Annotated in this window: 24 protein-coding genes; 18 read left to right on the top strand and 6 right to left on the bottom strand. The window is 42.3% G+C overall.

What is annotated here, in order from left to right; all coding sequences use genetic code 11:
- Nucleotides 1-243 precede the first annotated feature (243 nt).
- Complete coding sequence (locus tag AC3WTL_RS15480; protein ID WP_248349057.1) at nucleotides 244-2,133, top strand: Xaa-Pro dipeptidyl-peptidase; 1,890 nt, start codon at nucleotides 244-246, stop codon at nucleotides 2,131-2,133.
- 64 nt (nucleotides 2,134-2,197) lie between these two features.
- Here the strand turns inward: AC3WTL_RS15480 and AC3WTL_RS15475 are convergent, their stop codons facing one another.
- Complete coding sequence (locus AC3WTL_RS15475) at nucleotides 2,198-2,707, bottom strand: GNAT family N-acetyltransferase (RefSeq protein ID WP_248349055.1); 510 nt, start codon at nucleotides 2,705-2,707, stop codon at nucleotides 2,198-2,200.
- A gap of 78 nt (nucleotides 2,708-2,785) precedes the next feature.
- Between AC3WTL_RS15475 and AC3WTL_RS15470 the strand changes: the two genes are divergently transcribed.
- Nucleotides 2,786-3,388 carry a YitT family protein gene (locus AC3WTL_RS15470; RefSeq protein WP_197246941.1) on the top strand — a complete coding sequence of 201 codons (603 nt, stop codon included), beginning with the start codon at nucleotides 2,786-2,788 and terminating at the stop codon, nucleotides 3,386-3,388.
- A 164-nt stretch (nucleotides 3,389-3,552) separates the two neighbouring features.
- On the opposite strand, the gene AC3WTL_RS15465 is transcribed toward AC3WTL_RS15470, so the two are convergent.
- Nucleotides 3,553-4,470, bottom strand: coding sequence for a DNA-3-methyladenine glycosylase family protein (locus AC3WTL_RS15465; protein ID WP_248349053.1), 918 nt, complete (start codon nucleotides 4,468-4,470; stop codon nucleotides 3,553-3,555).
- A gap of 119 nt (nucleotides 4,471-4,589) precedes the next feature.
- On the opposite strand from AC3WTL_RS15465, the gene AC3WTL_RS15460 reads away from it, so the two are divergent.
- The 4 genes from AC3WTL_RS15460 (at nucleotide 4,590) to AC3WTL_RS15445 (ending at nucleotide 7,613) form a co-directional block, all read left to right on the top strand.
- The gene (locus AC3WTL_RS15460) at nucleotides 4,590-5,156 is read left to right on the top strand and encodes a bifunctional transcriptional activator/DNA repair enzyme AdaA (RefSeq protein ID WP_222498257.1); all 567 of its coding nucleotides are present in this window, start codon (nucleotides 4,590-4,592) and stop codon (nucleotides 5,154-5,156) included.
- A complete protein-coding gene (locus tag AC3WTL_RS15455) occupies nucleotides 5,153-5,650 on the top strand; it encodes a methylated-DNA--[protein]-cysteine S-methyltransferase (RefSeq protein ID WP_248349051.1) in 498 nt (165 codons plus the stop codon). The genes AC3WTL_RS15460 and AC3WTL_RS15455 overlap by 4 nt, the downstream gene beginning before the upstream one ends.
- Nucleotides 5,651-6,144: 494 nt before the next feature.
- On the top strand, nucleotides 6,145-6,855 hold the full coding sequence (locus tag AC3WTL_RS15450; protein WP_222498261.1) for a hypothetical protein: 711 nt from the start codon (nucleotides 6,145-6,147) through the stop codon (nucleotides 6,853-6,855).
- Between the two features lie 35 nt (nucleotides 6,856-6,890).
- Nucleotides 6,891-7,613, top strand: a complete 723-nt coding sequence (locus tag AC3WTL_RS15445; protein WP_248349050.1) for a hypothetical protein — start codon at nucleotides 6,891-6,893, stop codon at nucleotides 7,611-7,613.
- A gap of 84 nt (nucleotides 7,614-7,697) precedes the next feature.
- Here AC3WTL_RS15445 and AC3WTL_RS15440 read toward each other — a convergent pair whose 3' ends face one another.
- Both AC3WTL_RS15440 and AC3WTL_RS15435 read right to left on the bottom strand, forming a co-directional pair.
- Nucleotides 7,698-8,078, bottom strand: a complete 381-nt coding sequence (locus AC3WTL_RS15440) for a hypothetical protein (RefSeq protein ID WP_222498265.1) — start codon at nucleotides 8,076-8,078, stop codon at nucleotides 7,698-7,700.
- Nucleotides 8,071-8,298 carry a helix-turn-helix transcriptional regulator gene (locus tag AC3WTL_RS15435; RefSeq protein WP_248349049.1) on the bottom strand — a complete coding sequence of 76 codons (228 nt, stop codon included), beginning with the start codon at nucleotides 8,296-8,298 and terminating at the stop codon, nucleotides 8,071-8,073. Before AC3WTL_RS15435 ends, AC3WTL_RS15440 begins: the two co-directional genes overlap by 8 nt.
- A 95-nt stretch (nucleotides 8,299-8,393) precedes the next feature.
- Here AC3WTL_RS15435 and AC3WTL_RS15430 point away from each other — a divergent pair, with 95 nt between their 5' ends.
- The 9 genes from AC3WTL_RS15430 to galE all read left to right on the top strand — a co-directional run bounded on the left by AC3WTL_RS15430 (nucleotide 8,394) and on the right by galE (nucleotide 17,398).
- A complete protein-coding gene (locus AC3WTL_RS15430; RefSeq protein WP_222498267.1) occupies nucleotides 8,394-9,281 on the top strand; it encodes a S8 family peptidase in 888 nt (295 codons plus the stop codon).
- Nucleotides 9,282-9,843: 562 nt separating this feature from the next.
- Nucleotides 9,844-10,743: an EamA family transporter gene (locus AC3WTL_RS15425; protein WP_492369709.1), complete on the top strand. Its 900-nt coding sequence runs from the start codon at nucleotides 9,844-9,846 to the stop codon at nucleotides 10,741-10,743.
- Nucleotides 10,744-10,838: 95 nt separating this feature from the next.
- Nucleotides 10,839-11,324, top strand: a complete 486-nt coding sequence (locus AC3WTL_RS15420) for a nitroreductase family protein (protein ID WP_135149199.1) — start codon at nucleotides 10,839-10,841, stop codon at nucleotides 11,322-11,324.
- Nucleotides 11,325-11,425: 101 nt separating this feature from the next.
- Entirely contained in the window at nucleotides 11,426-11,764 is a 339-nt protein-coding gene (locus AC3WTL_RS15415) for a hypothetical protein (RefSeq protein WP_226619541.1), read from the top strand.
- Between the two features lie 92 nt (nucleotides 11,765-11,856).
- Nucleotides 11,857-12,546, top strand: a complete 690-nt coding sequence (locus AC3WTL_RS15410) for a response regulator transcription factor (RefSeq protein ID WP_226619540.1) — start codon at nucleotides 11,857-11,859, stop codon at nucleotides 12,544-12,546.
- A gap of 14 nt (nucleotides 12,547-12,560) precedes the next feature.
- Nucleotides 12,561-13,562 (top strand): sensor histidine kinase, encoded by a 1,002-nt coding sequence (locus tag AC3WTL_RS15405; protein ID WP_248349048.1) that lies wholly within the window; start codon nucleotides 12,561-12,563, stop codon nucleotides 13,560-13,562.
- An 87-nt stretch (nucleotides 13,563-13,649) separates the two neighbouring features.
- Complete coding sequence (locus tag AC3WTL_RS15400) at nucleotides 13,650-14,414, top strand: ABC transporter ATP-binding protein (protein ID WP_048009528.1); 765 nt, start codon at nucleotides 13,650-13,652, stop codon at nucleotides 14,412-14,414.
- Nucleotides 14,389-16,251 (top strand): ABC transporter permease, encoded by a 1,863-nt coding sequence (locus AC3WTL_RS15395; protein ID WP_248349047.1) that lies wholly within the window; start codon nucleotides 14,389-14,391, stop codon nucleotides 16,249-16,251. Before AC3WTL_RS15400 ends, AC3WTL_RS15395 begins: the two co-directional genes overlap by 26 nt.
- Before the next feature lie 154 nt (nucleotides 16,252-16,405).
- Entirely contained in the window at nucleotides 16,406-17,398 is a 993-nt protein-coding gene (gene galE, locus AC3WTL_RS15390; protein WP_404357635.1) for a UDP-glucose 4-epimerase GalE, read from the top strand.
- On the opposite strand, the gene galU is transcribed toward galE, so the two are convergent.
- Entirely contained in the window at nucleotides 17,393-18,253 is an 861-nt protein-coding gene (gene galU / locus AC3WTL_RS15385; protein WP_492369708.1) for a UTP--glucose-1-phosphate uridylyltransferase GalU, read from the bottom strand. The two genes, galE and galU, sit on opposite strands and share 6 nt — an antisense overlap.
- A 122-nt stretch (nucleotides 18,254-18,375) precedes the next feature.
- Between galU and AC3WTL_RS15380 the strand changes: the two genes are divergently transcribed.
- From AC3WTL_RS15380 to AC3WTL_RS15370, 3 genes are read left to right on the top strand one after another with little or no spacing between them, the layout of a single operon-like run.
- Nucleotides 18,376-20,055, top strand: coding sequence for a DUF6044 family protein (locus tag AC3WTL_RS15380; RefSeq protein ID WP_492369707.1), 1,680 nt, complete (start codon nucleotides 18,376-18,378; stop codon nucleotides 20,053-20,055).
- Nucleotides 20,056-20,072: 17 nt separating this feature from the next.
- Complete coding sequence (locus tag AC3WTL_RS15375) at nucleotides 20,073-21,110, top strand: glycosyltransferase family 2 protein (RefSeq protein WP_492369706.1); 1,038 nt, start codon at nucleotides 20,073-20,075, stop codon at nucleotides 21,108-21,110.
- Nucleotides 21,064-21,504 (top strand): GtrA family protein, encoded by a 441-nt coding sequence (locus AC3WTL_RS15370; protein ID WP_492369705.1) that lies wholly within the window; start codon nucleotides 21,064-21,066, stop codon nucleotides 21,502-21,504. The genes AC3WTL_RS15375 and AC3WTL_RS15370 overlap by 47 nt, the downstream gene beginning before the upstream one ends.
- Before the next feature lie 85 nt (nucleotides 21,505-21,589).
- Here the strand turns inward: AC3WTL_RS15370 and AC3WTL_RS15365 are convergent, their stop codons facing one another.
- Nucleotides 21,590-22,123: an MEDS domain-containing protein gene (locus AC3WTL_RS15365; protein ID WP_404357645.1), complete on the bottom strand. Its 534-nt coding sequence runs from the start codon at nucleotides 22,121-22,123 to the stop codon at nucleotides 21,590-21,592.
- Between the last annotated feature and the right edge of the window lie 287 nt (nucleotides 22,124-22,410).

Raw genomic sequence — 22,410 nt, 5'->3', positions numbered from 1 at the left:
GGATAGCCTGGTGCTCTTGATGAGTGCCAGGCTTTTTTTTGTTAAAACTGGCGGTAAGCTCCTGCCAATTCCCTCCCTCAGATTCAACTTCAGCAAAACTGGCGAAGCTCACACTTACAAGACTTTCCTCCTATTCCTTATAAAAAACATTTTTTGAAAAATATTGAATTTTAGGAAAAAGTAATCTATTAATATTTCTGCTCTCGAAATATAATGAGTGGCTAATAGTAGAGGAGGGATTATATGAAAAAGAAAAAGCTTCTCAGACCTGCAGCTGTGTTAGCGGTCATTTCTATGACTCTATCATCACTTGCCTACACGCCTTCAAATGCAGCTGCGAAAGAAGAGCCTGTACAGGCAGCACAAATCGAGGATGTAAAGTCTCAGCCAATTTATTCATATGAAGAGGCGATTCGTGAGACAGTCTATGTCGAGTCCACACTTGATTCGGATGAAAACGGAAAAGCAGACCGGATTGCCGTAGATATCATCCGTCCGAAAGAAACAGAAGAGGGATTGAAGGTTCCCGTGATCATGGATGCGAGCCCGTACTATGAGAGTCTTGGGCGCGGAAATGAAAGTGAAGTGAAAGACCGGGACAAGGATGGCGTGAACGAGAAGTTTCCTCTATTTTATGATAATTATTTTGTTCCAAGAGGGTATGCTGTAGCATTGCCCGAGATGGTTGGAACGAACAATTCTGATGGCTGCCCGACAACTGGCGGATATGAAGAGATTGAGAGCATCCGTGTTGTAATTGACTGGATGAATGGCAGAGCAAAGGCATGGGATCAAGATAATAACGAAGTGAAAGCAGAATGGACAACCGGGAATGTAGGCATGATTGGAAAGTCCTATGATGGTACACTGGCAAATGGGGTTGCCGCTACAGGAGTAGAAGGCTTAAAGACCATTGTTCCAATTGGAGCCATAAGCAGCTGGTACAATTATTACCGTTATGAGGGACTTACATATTACAACAACGGGCCAGGCGGCCTGGCCAGCAGAGTTGCAAGCAGCTCCCGCAAAGAGGCCTGCAAGCCGGTGTTCGATCGTTTGAACTCAGAAGCGGATGATCCATCAGGCGATTATATTGAGTTTTGGGATGAACGAAATTACGTGAAAGACGTTAAAAACGTAAAAGCAAGTGTGTTTGCGGTCCATGGATTAAACGATTACAATGTGAAAATGAATCACCTTGCGGACTGGTGGACAGCACTTGCGAAAGAAGATGTACCGCGTAAATTATGGCTCACTCAAACCGGCCATGTCGATCCATTTGACTTCCGCAGGGCAGAGTGGGTGGATACCCTTCACCGCTGGTTTGATTACTGGCTGATGGATATGGAGAATGGCATTATGGATGAGCCCGCTGTTGATATTGAAAGAGGCGCGGATAATTGGGAAACTCAAGCTTCCTGGCCGGATCAAAATGCGGCAGATGTCAAGATCCGTCTGGCACCAGGCGAGAATGACCAGACAAATGGCACGCTGACAACAGGACCTGTGAAGGGCAATTTTAAACAATCTTTTACAGATAACCCAACACAAACGGAGCAGCAGATGGTCACGAATGAAACGGCTGTCAAAAGCGATCGCCTGGCATTTTTATCTCCACAGCTTAAAGAAGACGTCCGTTTGAGCGGCATACCTGAAATTTCACTTCGGGCAAAGGTAGATAAAGAAGACTCCAACTTAACAGTTCTCATTGTAGACTATGGAACAGATACCCGCATCAATCATGAAGGTCCAGGAGAGGGTGTCCGGACACTTGATACAGAAACCTGCTGGGGAGAAAGCAGTTCAACAGATGATGCCTGCTACAAAGAAACAGAGAAAACCACTCACACAGCACCATATGAAGTTGTGACAAGAGGATGGTTTGATCCGCAGAACTGGAAAACGATTGAGCAGGACGACCCTTTAAAAGAGGGCAAGAATTATAAGTTTGAATGGGGTGTTTTGCCCGAAGACTACGTATTTAAGGAAGGTCACCGAATTGGCATCATCATCGCCGGAAGTGACCGGAGACGTGCCATTCCTTCAACAACAGGCGCGACATTTGAAGTAAAAATGGGGCAAAGTTATATCAGTCTTCCTGTTGTGGGCGGAAGAAAAGCGGTTGGATTTTAATAGAATAGAAGAGGCGGGTCTGCAGCAAGTGCAGACTCGTTTTTTATTTAAGAAGGACAATTGTTTATGTAAATTCCATTTCATAACAGAGTTCTTCCTGCTGTGTATCTTCAAACCACTTCATGCCGGCCGCAGTCATGCCGATTTTTTCGAGCACCTTTCCGGATGCAGGGTTGGCCGGATCCACTGCCGCGGATATTTTCCGCACATTCAGGCAACTTTTCCTTAAAGCGGCCACGCACGCAGCCGCAGCTTCAGCAGCATACCCCTTGCCCCAGTAATGCTGATTAAAATGATAGAGAAGCTCGACTTCGTGTTCATTTTCAGTCGGGTTAAACCCGCAAACCCCGATGATGGAGGAGGATTCTTTTAGCAAAACAGTATAAACAGAGTAGCTTTTTTCATTCTGCAGCCTCCGGTAAAAGTCAATGGAGCGCTGGATTCGGCTTTTTGTACTGGCGCCGCCGCAGTGTTTCATTACCTCAGGACTGCCCCAAATCTCAGAAATTGCATCCAGGTCATCGGCCTGCATGGTCCGGAGCTGGAGCCGGTCTGTTTCAAAAGGAATGGTCATTCTATTCACCTCTCGCAGTTTCGTCTTCTATGAAAATATTATAAGATAGAGTGAGGAAAAAAGTTAGGAGTTTTTGTTATGCACGTACTCTATAAATCTTTGATTTTAGGAATAGCTGCCGGCATCCAGGGAATCGCGATGACCTTTTTCTTGTTTCCGCATTTTATCCCTTCCGGCGGAGCGGCGAGTCTGGCAGTTTTATTCAATTATCTATTGGACACCCCTTATTCGGTGACATTGTGGATTTTGAATGTGGGCCTGCTGCTGGCAGCGGCCAAATGGCTCGGGAAAAGCAGTGTGATCTGGACGCTGTTTTGTGTTTCGGTTACTTCGGTTACGATTGATTTTCTGACTCCATACATAACGGAACCGCTGAATCCGGTTCTCCTGGATCTTTTGCTTGGAGCAGCAGTCTTTGGAGTTGGAGTCGGCATCTTATTCCGGATGGGCGCTTCGTCAGGGGGCATGGATATCCTCGCGTTAATCATTTCCAAAGCAAGAGGAAGTGCGCCGGGACGGACGCTGTTTTACATAAATGGCAGTCTGCTTTTGCTTACAGGGGTTGTCGTGGACTGGAAGGTTATTGTTTATGCGGTGATCTGCCAGATGATCGGGACGCGGATGATTGATCTCATTTACAAGCTTGAACTTGATATAAGTAGTAAAAAGGCCGTTAATTGACGGCCTTTTACTGTGCTTTTGATCATTTTATAGGTCAATCGGCTGCTGAAATCGGCCAGATTTTTATTTTATCGGTCACTTTCAAAAGTAAATCGGCAAGAATTATATTTTATCTGCCACTCCGCTTCACGTTGATTTGCGGCAATGGCACAGTGCAAAATAATTTAATATAACACTCTCCACAAATAAAAAGTAGCATACGCCTCCCAATTCTCCCAGCGAGCTGAAAATTTCAGGATTTCCTCTCTCGCCGGTTTCCTTTCAGACCCTGTGATCGCTTTAATCGCATTATGCAGCCCGACATCATCGATTGGAAAAGCGTTCGGGAACCGCAGGCACCGCATGAGGACATAGTGAGCTGTCCAGGGTCCGATGCCGCGTATTCGCGTTAGTTTTCTTTCTGCAGCTTTTACATCGCCTTTAAGCAGGTCCTCTTTCGACAGCTCGCCGTTTGTAATTAAGCGGGCTGTGTCTATCAGATATTCGCATTTTTTAACGGTCATTTTTAAGTCGGCCAGATCTTCGATGGTTAACCCGGCAATCGTTTCCGCTGCAGGGAAGAGCCAGTATTTGCTCCCGCCGTTTTCCAGCGACTCCCCATATTTTTCAACGAGCCGCCGTTTTAGTGTATATGCATATGTAAGGTTAATTTGCTGCCCGAGGATTCCCCAGGCCAGAGCCTCGAATAAATCGGGAATTCCCATAACTCTCAGTCCAAAAAATTGCTCAGCAGGCTTTTTAAGCAAGGGATCCTTTTTCGCCATTTCATAGAATGAAGTCAGGCCGGTTCCCAGGTCGAACCAATCATGAATATATGCCGCAATCTCCGCTTTCATTTGATGCGTGACAGGCTTATGAATCCTGACGGCCAGGAACTGATCTGACTCACCGCTTATTTCTAGCAGCAGCTTTTCATCTCTGATGGAAATAGCGCGTCTAATGGCCTCGCCGGAAATCTCATAAAGGCATTCATTTGCCGAACGTGACAAGTATCGCAGGTTTTCGGAAAAGCTGAATTCAGGCGGAGTGAAAAGCACCAGACCATTTTCAGCATCTTTCCAGTTAACCAATTGAAAGCTCATTTTGATTCCCCCTTTTCTTTATTGTAAGTCCTCAGGATTACGTTATCTTGCGTTTTTATATAGGAAATGGCTGATGATGAGTATTTTTTGTGTATACTTTTTAGCAGAGGTGAGCGCATGTGGCTTATGAACAGATTCCGGAAGAATACTGGACTGCAATAAAGGATTGCGATAAATCCTATGACGATCTCTTTCTTTATGGCGTTAAAACGACAGGAATATTCTGCAGGCCATCGTGCCGATCGAGAGTCCCGAATATCGGCAATGTCGCTATTTTTAAAAATGCTGATCAAGCAATGGCGGAAAATTTCAGACCGTGCAAGCGCTGTAAACCGGAAGGGATCAGCCTGCCTGCAGAAGAATGGATTAAACAAATAACCGGGTGGATCGATCAGCATTATAAAGACTCGATTACATTACATCAACTGGGGGACCTCTTTCATGGAAGTCCCTATCATTTGCAGCGGGTGTTCAAACGGGTCACCGGGAAGTCGCCCACAGAGTATATTCAGGATATCCGGCTCGAAAAAGCGGTTCATATGCTGGAGACTGGGGAGCATTCGGTTGCCGATGTCGGTGCATCAGCAGGATTCCCCAGCACCCCTTATTTTATCTCTTTATTTAAAAAGAAGCTCGGCACAACCCCTGCAGCATATAGAAACAAAACAAGGGAGGAGAAAGAATGAACATTGAATGGGCGAACCTGCAGGAAGGGGAATGGAGCCTTTATCTGGCGAAAACAGAAAAGGGTCTCTGCTATATTGGATCTGACCCGGAGTTTGAGGAATTTGAAAGTTCCCTGAAGAAATATATCCCAGCTGCAGTGCTTGCGGAAAATAAAGATGCATTGCAGCCATACATGATGGAAATACAGGAATTTTTTCAGGGAAAAAGACAAGTTTTTTCAATGGACCTTGATGTGAAAGGGACTCCTTTCCAAGAAGAAGTTTGGGGGGCATTAGCGCAGATTCCTTACGGAAAAACAGTCTCTTATTCTGACATCGCAGAGAAAATAAACAGGCCGCAGGCAGTCCGGGCAGCAGGGAAAGCAATCGGTGCCAATCCGTTGTTAATCGCGGTCCCATGCCATCGTGTCATCGGCAAAAATGGTGCGATAACCGGCTACCGCGGGGGCATTGAAATGAAGCAGACTCTGCTTGAATTGGAGCAGCTTAATTAGGAGAGACAGCAATATTTAACGGAAATAAGCTTCAAGAACAGAAAAATTTTTGTTCTTGAATGAAGAGGCCAAAAAAGATGGATCCGAAAAACACCGTGTTTCTCCCCCCCCCCCGGTTCGGTTTAGAAAGTTCTGGCAGGTACCGCATACATGAATGCACCAGGTGGAACCGCTCCTTTGAAGGATGGTGATGGAGACCCGCTTGTTTCAAGGAAAATGTGGACAAAACGATCGGCTATCCTTACTACGATAACCCTGTCGCCAGGGCAAAAAAAAATAGAATGATAAATCGGCAATGTGAACTTGCCTCTCAATATAAAATGGATCAACTAGCACTTTTTCACTACCAAGGACTGAAAAAAATAAATTACTATTTTACTAATTGTAACCTAGGTAATTTTAACTGAAATTACAAAAATAGTAATTATTTGTAATTTTTATAGAAAAATATGTTAATATTTTTGTTGAAATATCCAAAAAAGGGAGTGTTTTGTATGGAAAAGAGTGATTTTTCGCCATTTCTGAAACTAGTAACTAGTTGTGTAATGGCAGTAGCAGTTACTGTATCCTCTTTTAGTGGGGTTGCAGGAGCTGAAGAGGAAAAAGTTGAAGGGGTTGCAAATCATATTGCAACAATGGCAGAAAGTTTTGAAGAACAAACAGATAATGTAAGTGAGAAGACCCAAAAAGATCTGATCAAATTCACAAAAAAACATTTGCAGAAAGAGAAAGTTTTATCCTCCATTGCCTTTAATGATTTAGACTTTAAAAGTTCAATCGTAAAATCTTTAGATAATGGGGATTTCTTCGTAAAGGTAGCAAGTAAAGGAGAAAGCGATGTAGAAAAGTTTAATGGAGTTTCACTAACGCTTAATTCGAGTAAAGAAGTAACTTCAACATTTGAAGTAATTCTTAAAGAGACTTCTGATAAAACAGCTGAATTACAAACGTATTTAGACGGGGATAGGGTAACGGATGTAACACTTAATAAACCTGACGTTGAACCACAATGGTCATGGTCTTATTTCAATGATTGCCTAGCAAGTCAAGGAATTGCATGGTCTGTGATTGCTGCTCTTGGTGTTTTATGTGGTGCTGCATGTCTCTTTACAGCAGGAGCTGCTTGTGTAGGTTGTTTGTATGCTGGAGCTGCTGGTTCTGGTGGGACAATCGGCTGGTGTATTGGTCAAGCATTGAAAAAATAAAAAGTAGGTGAAAACAAATAAAAGGAGTTTTTTTTATGAAAAACAGCTTTTTACCTTTGATGTTAAAAATTATTACGGTATCTATACTAATTGTTACATTACCTATCTATTCTTTTTCTAAACCTGCAGCTGCAATAAAAAATGTAAATGATGAAGCACCATTCTTATCACATATCGTAGAGCAATTCAACGAGCAGACAAATGGCGTAGGAAAAAAGCAAGAGAAGAACTTACTATCCAAAGCTAAGAAACATTTAAAAGAGAAAGAAAATTTAGTTATCTTGAAGCATAATAATTTAGATTTTAATAATGCATTGGTAAAGGTTTTAGAAAATGGTAAATTTTTTGTGAGAGTTGCTAATAAAGGGAAAAATGAAGTAGAGAACTTTAACTCAGTTGCTATAATCTTCAATCAAGAAGAAAATATTGATTCTATAGTTGAGGTAAATTTAGAAATGCAAACTGAAGAAAAAGCAGAGCTAAAAACATGGTTAAATGGTGACCTAGTAGATGATGTCAAATTTGATAAACCTGACGTTGAACCACAATGGTCATGGAAAGTATTCCAAGATTGCCTTAGCAGTAAAGGTATTAGTTGGGCAATAGTCTCAGCACTCGGATTTCTTTGTGGGGCAGCATGCATAGCAACAGCAGGTGCAGCATGCGTAGGATGCTTACTTGCCGCTGGTAGTGTCACTAGCGGAACAATTTCGTATTGTGTTGGAGCGGGTATGAGGGAAAAGGATTATAATATCTAATTAACATTTATTGTGCAATTCTTACAAAAAGTGCATATCCAAACTAAAAGCTTACTACAAATGTAGCAAGCTTTTAGTTTGCATTTAGTTTTTTTGAGCAATAATCAGTAGCCAGATAGAACTAAAGATAATTGTACCGGACATAATGATTATTATAATTGACATTGTATCTAAGATAACGAGATTCAAGGCGTATCCTATTAAAATGAATACTAAGGTAACAACGACAGATATGAATGTACCTTTTATAGCTTTAGTTCTAATTAATTTACCTCTTTCATCATAATCTTGAATTTCAGGTAACAAATAAGCAAGTGTAAATGAGAAAACTGCTAACGCTATAGTAGTAAGTAAATTGTAATTAAGTTCATTACTTGAGGTATCCATAACTGCAGCCAATATCATGATTAAAGAAAAAATACTAAAGAGTACACCGACACAAGTAAAAGCTATTCTTTTATTCATTTTTTTCCTCCTTGCTAAATTTAAAGATGTCTTCTACTTTTAAATTAAAAACGTTGGAAATTTTTAAAGCTAAAGGCAATGATGGGCAGTATCGTCCTTTTTCAATAGAATTTATTGTTTGTCTACTCGTTCCAACTTTTTTTGCTAACAGTTCTTGAGTTATGTTTCTTTCTTGTCTAAGTGTCGGAATATTGTTATAAAGAATTTGATTTCCCTTCAATAAATATCACCTACTCTTTAACTTCGTATTAATCTTATTATAATGTAAAGTGAACTTTACAGTCAAGTAAGCTTTACATTAGGGAGGTAAAATCAATGTATAGAAAGTTTTTTACAGTATCAGTAATTATATTAATTTCAACTTTTGCATTATATAAATTTATTTTAGTAACTCAGGGAGGGGCTAATCATTTTAAAATTATAAATGGAGAAAATATTTTTCCTTATAATAAGACTACACCCAAGATAGGGATAATTGATACAGGTATTCAAACTACCCATCAGTCCTTTAAGAATGCCCATATTTCGCAATATTTTTTAGATGAGACTTCAAAATATTCACAACAATATCATGGAACTATGGTAGCCGGGATTATGATCGCTAATTCATCTGGGTTAATTCCAAAAGCTCAAGTTATATCAATACAAGCAGGGACGGACATGGGAATGACTTCTGAACAGCTCGCAGATGCTATAAATCTTGCTGTTAGTAAAGGTGTGAAAATCCTAAATATTAGCTCAAGTACTACTAAGAATAGACCTGAATTACAGGCCGCGGTAAAGAACGCATTGAATAAAGGTGTTGTAATAGTTGCATCAAATGGAAATAAAAGTAGTAATAAAAAATACTATCCAGCATCATACGATGGAGTTATTAGTGTAGGGGGAATTAATAGTAGTGGAGATGTTCTAAACAAATCTGATATTGGGCTGGCTAATATTTTTGCTCTAGGTCATCAACTAGAAACAATAGTGCCAAATAGTGATAAATCTATCGAATTTGAAGGGAACTCTGCAGCTGCCCCTATATTATCAAGTGTAGCCGCAATAATCCTTAGCAAACATCCAACAATTAAACCTCATGAATTAAAAGAATTACTTATTAATAGTGCTACTGTTAAGGATATTGGAGGGAAGCCTATCAATATTTTAAATGTAGATAATCTAATTAACACTGCTAAAGAGGAATATGATGGTGAATAGAAGGGTTAATCAATTTTATAGAAAAAACGAGGAGGTAATTTTAATAAAAGGGAAAATGTTATTATGACGATAAATGGAGAGGTGTCTTAAGATGTATCATTCCTTAAGCAAATTTTTTGAAATCACGAAATTTGAGGCAGTTGCTACAAACTGGATTAAAAAATCTCCCTGATGAATCATTAAAACAAGAAGTTACTTCAAGCAATGGTCTTTAGAGTGTATTGCGTCTCAAACGGTCTCTACTATTAAAGTGATTAGTTCTGAGGCAGGTTTATATTTGAAGTTGCTGGTGAAGACTGGTCTATTCCTTCTTCAGCTAATTTAATTGAGGAAAGCTATATGAAATATTCAATTGAAATCGCATTGAATGAACAGACCCTTTTGGATAAATTGATTTGTTAGGTATAAAAAAATAACAAAGGAAGAAAAACTTTAAATATTTTTAAACCAGGATCCTTAAGAATGGATAAAAGGGATATTAAACTCGGTAAAGAAAATTCTAAGGGGATTTTCTAAAATAAGTTTAATGATTCCTTTTATCTTTTTTTATGGAGGTGAGAACATGAGTGTGAAAATAGCTCCGTTTTATATATTGCTTGCCGGAGTGCTCTGGGGGACCACGGGTACCACGCAGGCATTCGCGCCGGAAAACGCACACCCGATTGCCATCGGGGCTGCCCGTCTGGCGGCAGGCGGTTTATTTTTATTATGCATGGTTCTGATGGCGGGGAAATTGAACCTGAAAAATTGGCCTATTAAGAACACCATTATGGCATCGCTTTGCATGGCGCTGTACCAGCCATTATTCTTCTCAACCGTGACCTTTACAGGGGTGGCCATTGGGACCGTGACAGCGATCGGAAGTGCGCCGGTCTTATCGGGTTTTCTTGAATGGATGTATCTAAAAAAACGCCCTTCTGTCATTTGGTGGTGGTCTACCTCCATGTCCATTTTTGGCTGTGTTCTGCTTTTTATGAACAAAAGTTCGGTTCATATGGATCCGGCTGGCCTATTAATGGCATTGGGGGCGGGTCTGACATTTGCAGGTTATACGCTTGTCAGCAGGGGCCTGGTTGAAAATTATTCATCCCTATCAGTCGTAGCTGTTGTATTCACACTAAGTGCCATTTTGCTGTCGCCGTTCTTATTTATTTTTGACATGTCCTGGCTTGCGAGTGTTCGGGGGGTGACTGTCAGTCTGCACCTGGGAATCCTGACTACGGGAATTGCCTATTTTCTGTTTTCAAAGGGGCTTGTCCATGTTTCCTCTTCAGCGGCGGTCACACTTGCGCTGGCAGAACCTTTAACTGCAGCTTTATTAGGCGTTTTTCTATTAGGGGAATCTTTAAACATGACTTCCTGGCTGGGGGTTTTTCTTTTGCTGCTTGGAATTGGCGTATTGATAGGGTCCTCAAAAGCTTCTGAAGGAAACCTTGAGCCTGGGGTGGTAGAGAAACATTGAGCTTCAAATAAAAAGCCTGTCCGGACCAGGGATTACCGAAAATCCAATTAATCTAGTAATATATATAGTAAATAAACAAAAAGGGGAAATACACAGTGGATATACAGAAAATCATTACAACACGCCGCAACATAAAAAAATTCAAATCTGATAAAGTAGAGCATAGTTTAATCACATCCTGGCTGGAGGCTGCAAGCATGGCACCCAACCATAAAATGACAGAGCCATGGGAAGTATTATTTGCTGGTCCGGAAACAAGAGCCAAGCTGAATCATAAAACCGATTTCGGCGGTGCCCCTGTTGTGCTGGCGATTCTGTCCAAACATGGAGCAACAGCTCTTGAGCGAACAGAGAATATGGCTGCCGTATCCTGCTTTATCCAGAACTTCATGCTGATGGCTTGGGAATCAGGAGTGGGGACATTCTGGTCTTCTCTCGGTACTTCAGCTAAAGCCAGATTGACTTTAAATGTCCCTGATGATTACGATGTAGTCGGTATTCTGGGAGTGGGATTCCCTGAGGAATTGCCGGAAGCGAAGGAACGCACACCGATTGACAGGAAAATAAAGCATTTATCATAAGTATTTTAATAGGGCGCCTATCCATTGGATGGCGCTCTCCTTTTGTTAAAATATGGTATGATTACTTAGTAATAGATTACTATCTTTCAAGAGGAGTTAATATGAAAATCATCCAGGCTAGTATCATCATTTTAATATGGGCGATTCCTATTTTCAGTATAAGAAAAACTTATAAAAAAATGGATAATGAAGAAAAGCAGGATGTTAAAGATGAGTTGAAGAACCCCTCGTTCCTCCTGTTTGTTTTCTCCTGTATTGGTTTCCAGGTGTTTATTACCGGCAATATCTCAGAAATAAAACTCCTGCAGCATGTAGGCGCAGGCTTAATGTTCAGCGGGTTCGTTTCTGGATGTGTGGGCGCTTTCAGACAAAGATACTTTAAAAAGGGCATTGGGTTAATGTTAGCAGGTGGTATTGGAGCAGTGCTCTATTTTATCTAATGTTTGCATGAAGTTCAGAAAGGGGTGCACACGCAGCTCTTTTTTTCACGTCCCCCCTATGGCATAATTTTCTAAGATAAAGGAGTGAGAGGATGCAGAAAGTATTCATTATTGAGGATGACCCGAAAATTGCGGAGCACCTGCAATCTTATTTAGTGAAGTATGGCTACCAGGCAGTTATGGCGGAACAGCTCGATGATGTAATGGCAGAGTTTCATAAGCAGAAGCCGGATCTTGTCCTTTTGGATATTAATCTTCCGAGCTTTGACGGGTATTACTGGTGCAGGCAAATCCGAAAGGAGTCCATTTGTCCGGTCATTTTCATTTCCGCCCGGGTAGGGGAGATGGACCAGGTAATGGCGCTTGAAAATGGCGGGGATGATTTTATCACGAAGCCGTTTCACCCGGAAATTGTGATGGCGAAAATCCGCAGCCAGCTGCGCCGGGCTTACGGGGAGTATGCCCCGCAGGCACAGGAACGGATAATTGAAATAGAAGGGTTAAAGCTGTTTCCGGAAAGAATGGAACTCACATTTCGTGATAAAGCGGTCCAGCTGTCTAAAAAAGAAGCGGATATTATCGAAAGTCTCCTGGAGCGGCACCCGCGAGTGGCCGGGCGTGAGGATCTTCTTGAAAAGCTTTGGGATGAGCAGGTTTATGTGGATGAAAATACACTGAATGTAAATATGGCGAGGGTAAGAAAAAAATTTGAGGCAATTGGGCTTTCAGGAGCGGTCGAAACCGTGAGAGGGGCAGGCTATCGTTTGATTGTTACCTGGTGAAAGGCTGGAGAGACATGAAATTATTTTTTAAAGAGCACGCGCTATTAATTGCTGTACAGATTGTTCAATTTTTTGTGGTCCTGGCTATTTACTGGCTTGATGGCTACCAGCGTCTATTGCCGGCTCTCTATGGCATATTTCTCGGACTATTCTTTCTCACGGTTTACCTTGCCTACCACTATTTTAGCCGCCGCAAGTTTTATAAGAGGCTGACAAATGAGCTTTCTTCTCTTGACGATTCCTTTCAGACAACGGAAAACTCCCCCATATCCAGGGCTCTTGATGAACTGATGAAGGCCCAGTATAAACACTATCAAACAAGAATCAAAGCGCTGGAATCCAGGCAGGATGAGCACCTGAAGTTCATGGATCAATGGGTCCATCAGATGAAAACACCGCTTTCTGTCATTGAGCTGATTGCACAAAACCTGGATGAACCGGATTCATCAAGCATCCGGGAAGAAACAGACCGGATGAAAACGGGCTTGAACACGATCCTTTATATGGCGAGACTTCGGACAATCGAACAGGATTTTCATATCAAACCTGTACACTTATCGAAAATCATTCATGAAGTAAATGGCGAAAACAAACGGTTTTATATCCGGAACGGAGTGTATCCGAATCTTCTGCAGGAAAAAGAAAACATAATCGTGGAGACAGATGAGAAATGGCTGTTCTTTATGCTTTCTCAGCTGATCCATAATGCGGTCAAGTATTCCAGGGGAAAGAGCAGCAGGGTTGATATTTCCGTCTATGAAAAAGACGGGGAAGCTGTCTTAGAAGTGAAGGATTTTGGCGCCGGCATTCCGGAAGCGGATAAGCGCCGTGTGTTTGAACCTTTTTATACCGGTGAAAATGGGCGGAAATTCAGAGAGTCCACAGGTATGGGGCTGTACTTGACGAAGGAGGCGGCCGACTACCTTGGCCATCGGATTGAACTGGAATCCACACTTGGTGAAGGGTCTCTTTTCCGGCTGATTTTCGGAAAAACACAGAACCTTACAATCTTGTAAGGTAAGTGAAAGAAAAATCGATTTTTGGAACTGGGAATAGACGATATACTGATCACAAGTCAACAGAATGTGAAAGGAGAACTTGTGATGCTAAAAGTAAAACAAGTAAGCAAGATTTATGAAGGAAAGATCGCCTATCGTGCGTTAACCGATATTAACTTAACGATTGAAGAAGGGGAGTTTGTCGGAATCATGGGTCCTTCGGGAAGCGGGAAAACGACGCTGCTGAACATGATTGCCACCATTGATGAACCGACCACAGGGGAAATCCTGATTAATGAAAGAAATCCACATGTCTTAAAAAAAGAGGAGCTTGCTCAATTCCGGCGCCGTGAATTGGGGTTTGTCTTTCAGGACTTCAACCTGCTTCATACCTTGACGGTTGAAGAAAATATGGTCCTTCCGCTGACATTGGACGGAAAAAAAGTGAAGGAAATGAAGGAAAAAGCGTATCAAATTGCTGAAAAACTGGGGATTACCGGCATTATGAATAAACGGACGTATGAAATATCCGGGGGACAGGCACAAAGAGCGGCTGTGGCAAGAGCGATGATTCATACGCCAAAGCTGCTATTGGCAGATGAACCGACAGGGAATCTGGATTCCAAGTCTTCCAAGGATGTAATGGAAATGCTTGAATCGATTAATAAAACGGAGAAGACCACCATGATGCTTGTCACCCATGATGCCCAGGCGGCGAGCTATTGCAACCGTGTCATTTTCATCCGGGACGGAAAATTCTATTCGGAGATACACCGCGGCGATAACCGCCAGGCCTTTTTCCAAAAGATCATCGATACACTTTCGCTGCTGGGAGGGGATGCACATGACCTTTCGTCAGTTCGCGTTTAACAACGTCATTCGCAACAAGCGGCTGTATGCAGCCTATTTTCTCAGCAGTTTATTTACGGTCATGGTCTTCTTTACCTTCTCGATTTTTGCAAATCATCCTGCATTAAGCGGGGATGCGATGAACTCAACTGTCACGAAGGGAATGAATGCAGCAGCCGGAATTATCTATGTGTTTTCGTTCTTTTTTGTGTTGTATTCGATGAGCTCATTTTTGCAGTCCAGAAAAAGGGAATTCGGCTTATTAATGATACAGGGCATGAGCATGAAACAAATCCGCCTCATGGTCTTTTTGGAAAATATGCTGATTGGCTTATTGGCAACCGTGGGCGGTATTCTCCTGGGCCTTGTGTTTGCAAAAGGGATTTTGCTGCTGGCTGAGAATGTGCTGATTATTGAACGTACGCTTTCTTTTTATTTTCCGGTGAAAGCCATTCTGGTTACCTTTATATCTTTCATCATTTTATTTTTCTTTATTTCCTTGTTTGTCACGTATGTTCTGCGCAGCAAAAAGCTGATTGAATTAATTAAAGGAAATAAGATGTCAAAGGGTGAACCAAAAGCGAACCTTTTCTTAACGATGCTGGCGGTCCTTTTATTAGGAGCGGGGTATGCAGTCGCTTTACTCGCAAAAGGTGTGATGGTAGTAGCGGCGATGGTGCCGGTGATCATCGTTGTCTGCATTGGGACCTACCTGTTATTTACGCAATTAAGCGTATTTATCATTAGACGATTAAAGAAGAATGAGCGGGTTTTCTGGTTTAAGACGAATATGCTGCTGTTTTCTGATTTAGCTTTCCGCATGAAGGATAATGCGCGGACATTCTTCATGGTGGCCATGGTTTCAACGGTTGCCTTTAGTGCAATCGGCACGCTGTTCGGATTTCAGACGGTTTTGACCTCCAGTATCAAAGATCTGAATGCCACAACGTTTTCCTATAAAACAAGTGAAGATCAAGAAGAGAAAAATGTTGCGGCTATCGACCGAATATTGAAGGAAGAAAACATTGAAACCGAATCGGCACATACTGTATTGCAGAGCTTTGAAGTGGGCGGAAATTCCACTCAGATTGCCAGCCAATCCGATTTTAACCGTTTTGCCTCCCTTATTGGCGAAGATCCCGTTATTTTAAAAGAAGGACAAGTAGTGGTGGTGGAGTATCAAGGCACCAACCTCGGGCAATCGAAGGACCTCCTGAATGAAACTATTACACTGACGTCCGGCACAGTTTTGAAACCGAAAGAAGCTATTCATTCGAAAGCCCTGCCGGCAATAGATTCCTATTTTATCATGTCTGATGAAGACTTTAAAAAACTTCCTGAACCGACTTGGGAAGAAAGCTATTATGCCTGGCAGGCAACAAATGGCGAGGAACGGGTGATGGCTGCTTCTGAAAAGCTCTACAAGGAACTGCCAAGATATGAAATTACATCCGTAGAATACGAAATAAATGAAATAATGAAAGGCTACGGGCCCATATTATTTGTCGGTCTGTTTATCGGAATTGTCTTTTTCGTATCAGCCGGCAGCTTCCTGTACTTCAGGCTTTACATGGACCTGGATGAAGATAAACAAAAATTCAGGTCGATATCTAAGATGGGGCTGACCGGTAAAGAGCTGAAAAAGGTCTTAAACAGACAGACGATGATTCTATTTTTCGCCCCTATCCTCGTCGCTCTTATTCATGGTGCTGTGGCCCTGACTGCGTTATCAAATCTGTTCTACTTTAACTTGTTTAAAGAATCTGTCGCTGTTCTGAGTGTTTTCCTGGCCATCCAGGTGGTTTACTTCTTCATTGTGCGCTTTTTCTATACGAAGCAGATTCAGGCGGCGGTCTGATTAATGATTGAATTAAATATTCAGGATTGGAGTTAATTATAGAATAGGGAGTATTCACTGCGGCAGGCTAGCACTGCCGCTTTTCTTATATATCATACTCAAGATCCCGCCTGCATATAGAAAAGGGAACGAAACTATATGCAGGAGTGATGGAATGGCAATTTTGGTTACTGGAGGAGCAGGTTATATTGGTTCGCATATTGTAGATCTTCTCATGCGAAAAGGGTACAAAACAGTAGTTGCCGATAATTTGACTACTGGCCATAGAAAGGCGGTCCATCCGAAGGCAGCTTTCTATGAGGGGGATATCAGATCGCAGGATTTTCTAAATAGTGTCCTTTGCCGTGAGCGTATAGAGGGAGTATTTCATTTTGCGGCGTCATCCCTTGTAGGGGAATCGATGAAAGATCCGCTAAATTACTATCATAATAATGTACTTGGTTCTCTTAGCCTTTTAAAGGCTTTGGAAGCGCATAAGGTAAATAAGCTGGTATTTTCGTCAACAGCAGCTGTATATGGGAATGCGAAAAGCCAGCCAATACGGGAAGATGCACCGCTTGCGCCTGCGAGCCCATATGGTGAGACGAAGCTTGCCGTTGAACGGATGCTCCATTGGTGGGCGCAGGCATCAGGAGCAAGGTTCGTGTCGCTGCGTTATTTTAATGCTGCAGGGGCAAAGGCTTCAGGGGAGATGGGCGAGGACCATCAGAATGAGACACATTTAATTCCAATCACCCTGCAGGCGGCACTTGGAAAAAGAGAATCCGTCTCCATTTTTGGAGATGACTATCCAACAAAGGATGGCACTTGTATAAGAGACTATATTCATGTAGAGGATTTGGCTGAAGCCCATCTGCTTGCACTCCGTTACCTGGAAGATGGAGGGGAAAGCAATATCTTTAATCTGGGGGGCAGCAAAGGGATCTCTGTAAAAGAGGTGATTGAAGCTGCAGAGGAGGCAACAGACAGACATTTTAAAGTAACGATTGCTCCCCGCAGGCCAGGAGACCCGGCAGAACTGGTTGCTTCATCTGAAAAAGCAAGGTTATTGCTGAACTGGCAGCCGCAAAAAACAAGTATCCGCCAGATCGTCGAGGATGCCTGGAGCTGGCACCGATCCCATCCTGACGGATATCACAAATCATAAGCGAGCTTGCCTTAAGTATAGGGAAAGCTTTTCCTTCAGCTCAGGTCTTTGCAGGGCATAATCAATCGAGGCTTTAAGAAAGCCGAATTTATCTCCAATATCATAACGGCTTCCCTGGATCAGGTAGGAATAAATTTTTTCCCGGCAAAGCAAGGCATGGAGAGCGTCTGTCAGCTGCAGCTCGCCTTTGCTGTCCGGGCTTCCGTTCTCAAGCATTTCAAATATTGCAGGTGTTAAGATATAGCGGCCAATAATGGCATGTGCAGAAGGGGCTTTTTCAGCAGAAGGTTTTTCCACGAGGTTATTCACTTTGTATAATGGGCCCCTCTGTTCCGAATAGCCTACAATTCCATATTTATTGACTTCAGACATAGGAACCTCACTGCATCCAAGGATGCTTGCCCCCGTTTGATTATATTGCTCCATCATTTGCAGCATGGCAGGTGGTTCTCCGTCGATGATATCATCGCCAAGGAGGACGGCAAACGGTTCCCTGCCAATGAACTTTCTCGCGCATAAAATGGCGTGCCCCAATCCGAGCGGCTCCTTTTGCCTGACATAATGGATATCCGCCAGATTGGTGATTCCGCGCACTTCCTCAAGCATTGCAAACTTTCCGCTTTTCTGCAGCAGCAGCTCCATTTCAACCGATTTATCAAAGTGGTCTTCAATGGCCCGTTTGTTTCTCCCCGTTATGATGATAATATCTTCAATTCCTGAAGCAATGGCTTCCTCCACAATATATTGAATGGCGGGCTTATCGACGATGGGGAGCATTTCCTTCGGCTGTGCCTTCGTGGCCGGCAGAAAGCGGGTTCCGAGGCCTGCAGCTGGAATGACCGCTTTTTTAATCATAAAATCCCCCTTTCCACTCTATTTTTATGTAGGAGGAAGGTTGTATTATCCCTTCCTGAATAATTTGCCCCTCTTCGTGAACCCTAAAATTGTAAATATTCTTCAACCCAGAGGTGTAGAGATTGCTTCTAAAAAAATTGGCAGCCGAGAAAAATCTCCTTATTCTGGCGGGCATTGCTTTAGCTTTATTTGTTTCCCCTTTATACATATTAGGTGAAAATGCACATATACGCGTTCATGATAATCTTGACAGTAATCTGGCGTGGTATAAAGTTCTTGCTGAAAGCGGGCAGCTTACAGGGCCAATAGATGCTGTCATTGCGCAAATTATGAACGGAAATCTATCCCGCAATGCGTTCGGATCTGAATGGACCATCATTGTTTGGCTGTATGCCCTTTTTCCGACAATGATTGCGTATGCACTCAGCCAGACAATCACAAGAGTGTTTGCTTTTATCGGGATGTATTTGCTCTTGAAAAAGCACTTTCTAATAGGTGAAAAGTGGGCGCCCGTAACGATTGGGACAGCCCTTGCTTTTGCTTTCACGCCATTCTGGCCTTCCGGTATGCTGAGCACGCTTGGAATGCCGCTTGCGCTTTGGGCTTTCCTGAATATCAGGCAAGGGGAAAGGTCGTGGAAAAATGTCCTTGTCCTCACCCTGTTGCCTTTATATGCAAGCATCGTCCTTGGCTTTTTCTTTTTCCTGAGCGCCATGGGATTATTCTGGCTGACAGACTTGATCCGGAAAAGAACATGGAATTGGCCATTTCTCTTATCAATTATTTATATGACCGGAATCTTTTTCATCGTGGAATACAGGCTCGTTTATTCCTTCCTATTTGACGATGAGCCGAACAGCCGGGATGAATATTTCCATGCGAGGCTCACCTTTTGGCATTGCGTCAGGCTGACATTCAAGAATTTTGCTATCGGGCACCATCATGCTGCCACAATTCATACGCTGATCATTCTGCCCATCATGTTATTGGCCCTTTTTATGGTACTGAGGAAAAAGGATTGGAAAAAAGAGAAGGTGTTTATGTTCCTGTTTTTCCTGAACTTTGCTTTATCTGCATGGTATGCCTTCTGGTTCTACAAAGGCTGGCTTCCCCTTACAGAGCGTTTTCACGTGCTTGATACTTTCAACTTTGCCAGATATCACTTTTTAAGGCCCCTGGTGGTTTATCTGCTGTTTGCGCTATCGTTAAAAATTGTTTGGTCATACGGGAGGTTATGGAGGAGGATGGTCCCTGTATTTGTGCTTGCCCAGGTGATTGCCGCGTCCTTTTTTAACGAGGAAATTCTTTTTCAGAATAAGCCGTCTTTCAAACAGTTTTATGCAGAAGAGCAGTTCTCGGCTATTAAAGACTACATTGGGCTTCCTCAGGAGGGTTACCGGGTCGCAAGCATTGGGCTTCATCCGGCTATTGCCCAGTATAATGGGTTCTACACGCTGGATTCCTATAATAATTTCTACCCCTTAACATACAAATATCAATTTCGAAAAATCATGGAAAAAGAGCTTGAAAAAAATAAAACCATCCGCACCTATTATGATGAGTGGGGTGGGAGATGCTATATCTTTACAGACGAGCTTGGCAAGCATTATATGTTCAAGAAGCGCACGAAAAAAAGGCTGAAGAACCTGGAATTGAATACAGACGCCTTTAAGGCTATGGGAGGCTCTTATCTTTTTTCATCTGTTCCCATCGACAATGCCGAAGATAATCAGCTTGTATTGGAGAAGGTTTTTGAATCAAAAAGCTCTGTGTGGAAAATCTACCTTTATAAAGCCATATAAATCAGGAGGAATTAAGAATGAACAACCCGGTACTCACCATCGTAGTTCCTTGCTTTAACGAAGAGGAGGTACTGCCGGATACAATTGATCAGCTCGGTGGCTTGCTAACAGAATTGGTGGATGATGATCTTGTTTCGGATCAAAGCAAAATCCTGTTTGTGGATGATGGAAGCAGGGACCGGACCTGGCAGATTATCTATAAGCAGAGCCTGAATAACCCGCAAGTGAGGGGGCTGAAGCTTGCCAAAAATGCGGGACATCAGAATGCGCTGCTTGCGGGCTTAACAGCGGCAGGAAAGGCTTCGGATTGTACGGTATCCATCGATGCGGACCTTCAGGACGATATTGCTGTGATCCGGAAGTTTATCCTGAAGTTCCGGGAAGGGCATGATATTGTCTATGGAGTTAGAAGAAAGCGGGACAGTGATTCATTGTTTAAGAGAAGCACTGCACAGGGATTTTATAAGCTGATGGAGAAAATGGGCGTAGATCTTGTCTATAATCATGCTGATTTCCGCCTGATGAGCAAGCGGGCTTTGGAGGAGCTGCTGCGCTATGAGGAGACCAATCTTTTCTTGCGGGGAATTGTGCCCATGCTGGGCTTTAAAACAGCCAGTGTTTACTATGACCGCAAGGAACGCCTTGCCGGGGAAACGAAGTACCCGCTGAAAAAAATGCTGGCCTTTTCCTTTGAAGGAATCACTTCTTTTTCCGTGACGCCAATCCGGATGGTATTGGCATTAGGGATCGGATCTTTTTTTATCAGTTTTTTATTTGGCCTCTACTTTCTAGGTTTGCGCTTTTTTGGAGAAACGGAAACTGGCTGGACATCGTTAATCGCCTCGATCTGGATGCTGGGAGGACTTCAGCTGACAGCCATTGGACTGGTTGGGGAATATATTGGGAAAATCTATAAAGAGACAAAACGCAGACCTAAGTTTTCGATTGAAGTAGATGCGTTTAATTTACCGATTTCCCGACATTTGATTACGGACGGAGACCATGATGATGAGTTCGCGGACATTCATTTTGGAACATTATCTGAAACGAACTAATACCCTTATTCGCTTTTTGATCGTTGGAACAGTCAATACATTAGTCGGGCTATCTATGATATTTATACTGCTGGATTTAGCAGGAATGTCATATTGGACAGCTACATTCCTGGGGAACAGTACGGGGGCGGCGGTCAGCTTTTTCCTGAACAGAACATTCACCTTCAGGAGCGGGATCAGCATTCAAAGCAGTGCTGTGCGCTTCGCTTTGATTTTATTTTTTTGCTATATTTTATCTTATTCAATTAGCGGCATGGCTGCAGAGAGTATAAAGGGCTTTACGCTTTTCGGACATGAAGCATCGCCTGAAGAGCTTGCGGTTCTTTTGGGGGCTGGCATTTATACTGCAATCAATTATATGGGGCAGAAATACCTCGTTTTTACTAAGCAGTAAAAACATCTTGGGGGATCCAAATTAGTCTCTCTTTTAAAGGGTGAGACTAATTTGTTTACAGTGAATCCAGCCTGGATTTCTTCACTCATTCATTTATAAGAAAGTTATGGCACAGCAGAAGACTTTCTTTTAATTCATGACTAACCCTTTCTGAATCATAAGCACAAACAGATAAAAGTTTTGTTTTGGCAACGATTAAATCAGCTTCTTTTTCAGATGCAGATAATTTTTTACTGACTTCCGGTTCATCCCGCCATTCGACATGAGCCCAGCTCCGAACAGCTAAATCCTGGTCTGAATAACCTTCAATTAACTTCGGAAGATAATCGAAGATAGAATTAACTCTAAAGTCCCCCTTGGCATAATAGAAGTCATAATTATTGACGAACATTACCTTTTCCTGGCAGTTATTATTCAACTTTTCTGTGAGACTTTTCTTAATCAATGGAGTCATTCGATCATTTTCTATAATGATGGAGTATTCATTTCGTTCTAAGCCCGAAAGAACAAATTCAATGACATTTGATATATATTGGTCCGGATTCTTGAAAAAATATAATACATGTCCCTTAGTAAGAGCTTGAATTTCATGGACTTCTTTTACCTGTATACTTTCCAAATTTGCACCCCATAGAATTCTGACATTTTATGCCTGCAATTTCAGTTTATCATACTTTGATCTTGAAAAGGGTTCAACAGCGAAAGTGGAAATTCTTCTTTTTAAAGCCCTGCTGATAGATTGTAAATAAAATGCAATAGTGTTAACCTTGAACGACATAGTGTTTTTCCTATGTAAAAAGGAGCGAATACACTATGCTTAGTAAGGAAGAAAACTTACTATTCATTCGAGAACTTGGACGTTTACAGGCTGATTATGAGAACTGTAGCGATGATCAAGTATGCAAC

This window comes from Cytobacillus sp. EB106-05-05-XG126, assembly GCF_058791715.1.
The sequence above is the reverse complement of the archived record's forward strand: the minus strand, read 5'-3'. Positions and strand labels throughout refer to the sequence as shown.

Bases quoted from the DNA above. Each gene is read 5' to 3' on its own strand.
- AC3WTL_RS15405 (WP_248349048.1), top strand. From the start codon at position 12,561: ATGAAATTATTTTTTAAAGAGCACGCGCTATTAATTGCTGTACAGATT.
- AC3WTL_RS15430 (WP_222498267.1), top strand. From the start codon at position 8,394: ATGTATAGAAAGTTTTTTACAGTATCAGTAATTATATTAATTTCAACT.
- AC3WTL_RS15410 (WP_226619540.1), top strand. From the start codon at position 11,857: ATGCAGAAAGTATTCATTATTGAGGATGACCCGAAAATTGCGGAGCAC.
- AC3WTL_RS15375 (WP_492369706.1), top strand. From the start codon at position 20,073: ATGAACAACCCGGTACTCACCATCGTAGTTCCTTGCTTTAACGAAGAG.
- AC3WTL_RS15395 (WP_248349047.1), top strand. From the start codon at position 14,389: ATGACCTTTCGTCAGTTCGCGTTTAACAACGTCATTCGCAACAAGCGG.
- AC3WTL_RS15445 (WP_248349050.1), top strand. From the start codon at position 6,891: ATGAAAAACAGCTTTTTACCTTTGATGTTAAAAATTATTACGGTATCT.
- AC3WTL_RS15415 (WP_226619541.1), top strand. From the start codon at position 11,426: ATGAAAATCATCCAGGCTAGTATCATCATTTTAATATGGGCGATTCCT.
- AC3WTL_RS15400 (WP_048009528.1), top strand. From the start codon at position 13,650: ATGCTAAAAGTAAAACAAGTAAGCAAGATTTATGAAGGAAAGATCGCC.
- AC3WTL_RS15480 (WP_248349057.1), top strand. From the start codon at position 244: ATGAAAAAGAAAAAGCTTCTCAGACCTGCAGCTGTGTTAGCGGTCATT.
- galU (WP_492369708.1), bottom strand. From the start codon at position 18,253: ATGATTAAAAAAGCGGTCATTCCAGCTGCAGGCCTCGGAACCCGCTTT.
- AC3WTL_RS15455 (WP_248349051.1), top strand. From the start codon at position 5,153: ATGAACATTGAATGGGCGAACCTGCAGGAAGGGGAATGGAGCCTTTAT.
- AC3WTL_RS15450 (WP_222498261.1), top strand. From the start codon at position 6,145: ATGGAAAAGAGTGATTTTTCGCCATTTCTGAAACTAGTAACTAGTTGT.
- AC3WTL_RS15370 (WP_492369705.1), top strand. From the start codon at position 21,064: ATGAGTTCGCGGACATTCATTTTGGAACATTATCTGAAACGAACTAAT.
- AC3WTL_RS15425 (WP_492369709.1), top strand. From the start codon at position 9,844: ATGAGTGTGAAAATAGCTCCGTTTTATATATTGCTTGCCGGAGTGCTC.
- AC3WTL_RS15475 (WP_248349055.1), bottom strand. From the start codon at position 2,707: ATGACCATTCCTTTTGAAACAGACCGGCTCCAGCTCCGGACCATGCAG.
- galE (WP_404357635.1), top strand. From the start codon at position 16,406: ATGGCAATTTTGGTTACTGGAGGAGCAGGTTATATTGGTTCGCATATT.
- AC3WTL_RS15440 (WP_222498265.1), bottom strand. From the start codon at position 8,078: ATGAATAAAAGAATAGCTTTTACTTGTGTCGGTGTACTCTTTAGTATT.
- AC3WTL_RS15465 (WP_248349053.1), bottom strand. From the start codon at position 4,470: ATGAGCTTTCAATTGGTTAACTGGAAAGATGCTGAAAATGGTCTGGTG.
- AC3WTL_RS15470 (WP_197246941.1), top strand. From the start codon at position 2,786: ATGCACGTACTCTATAAATCTTTGATTTTAGGAATAGCTGCCGGCATC.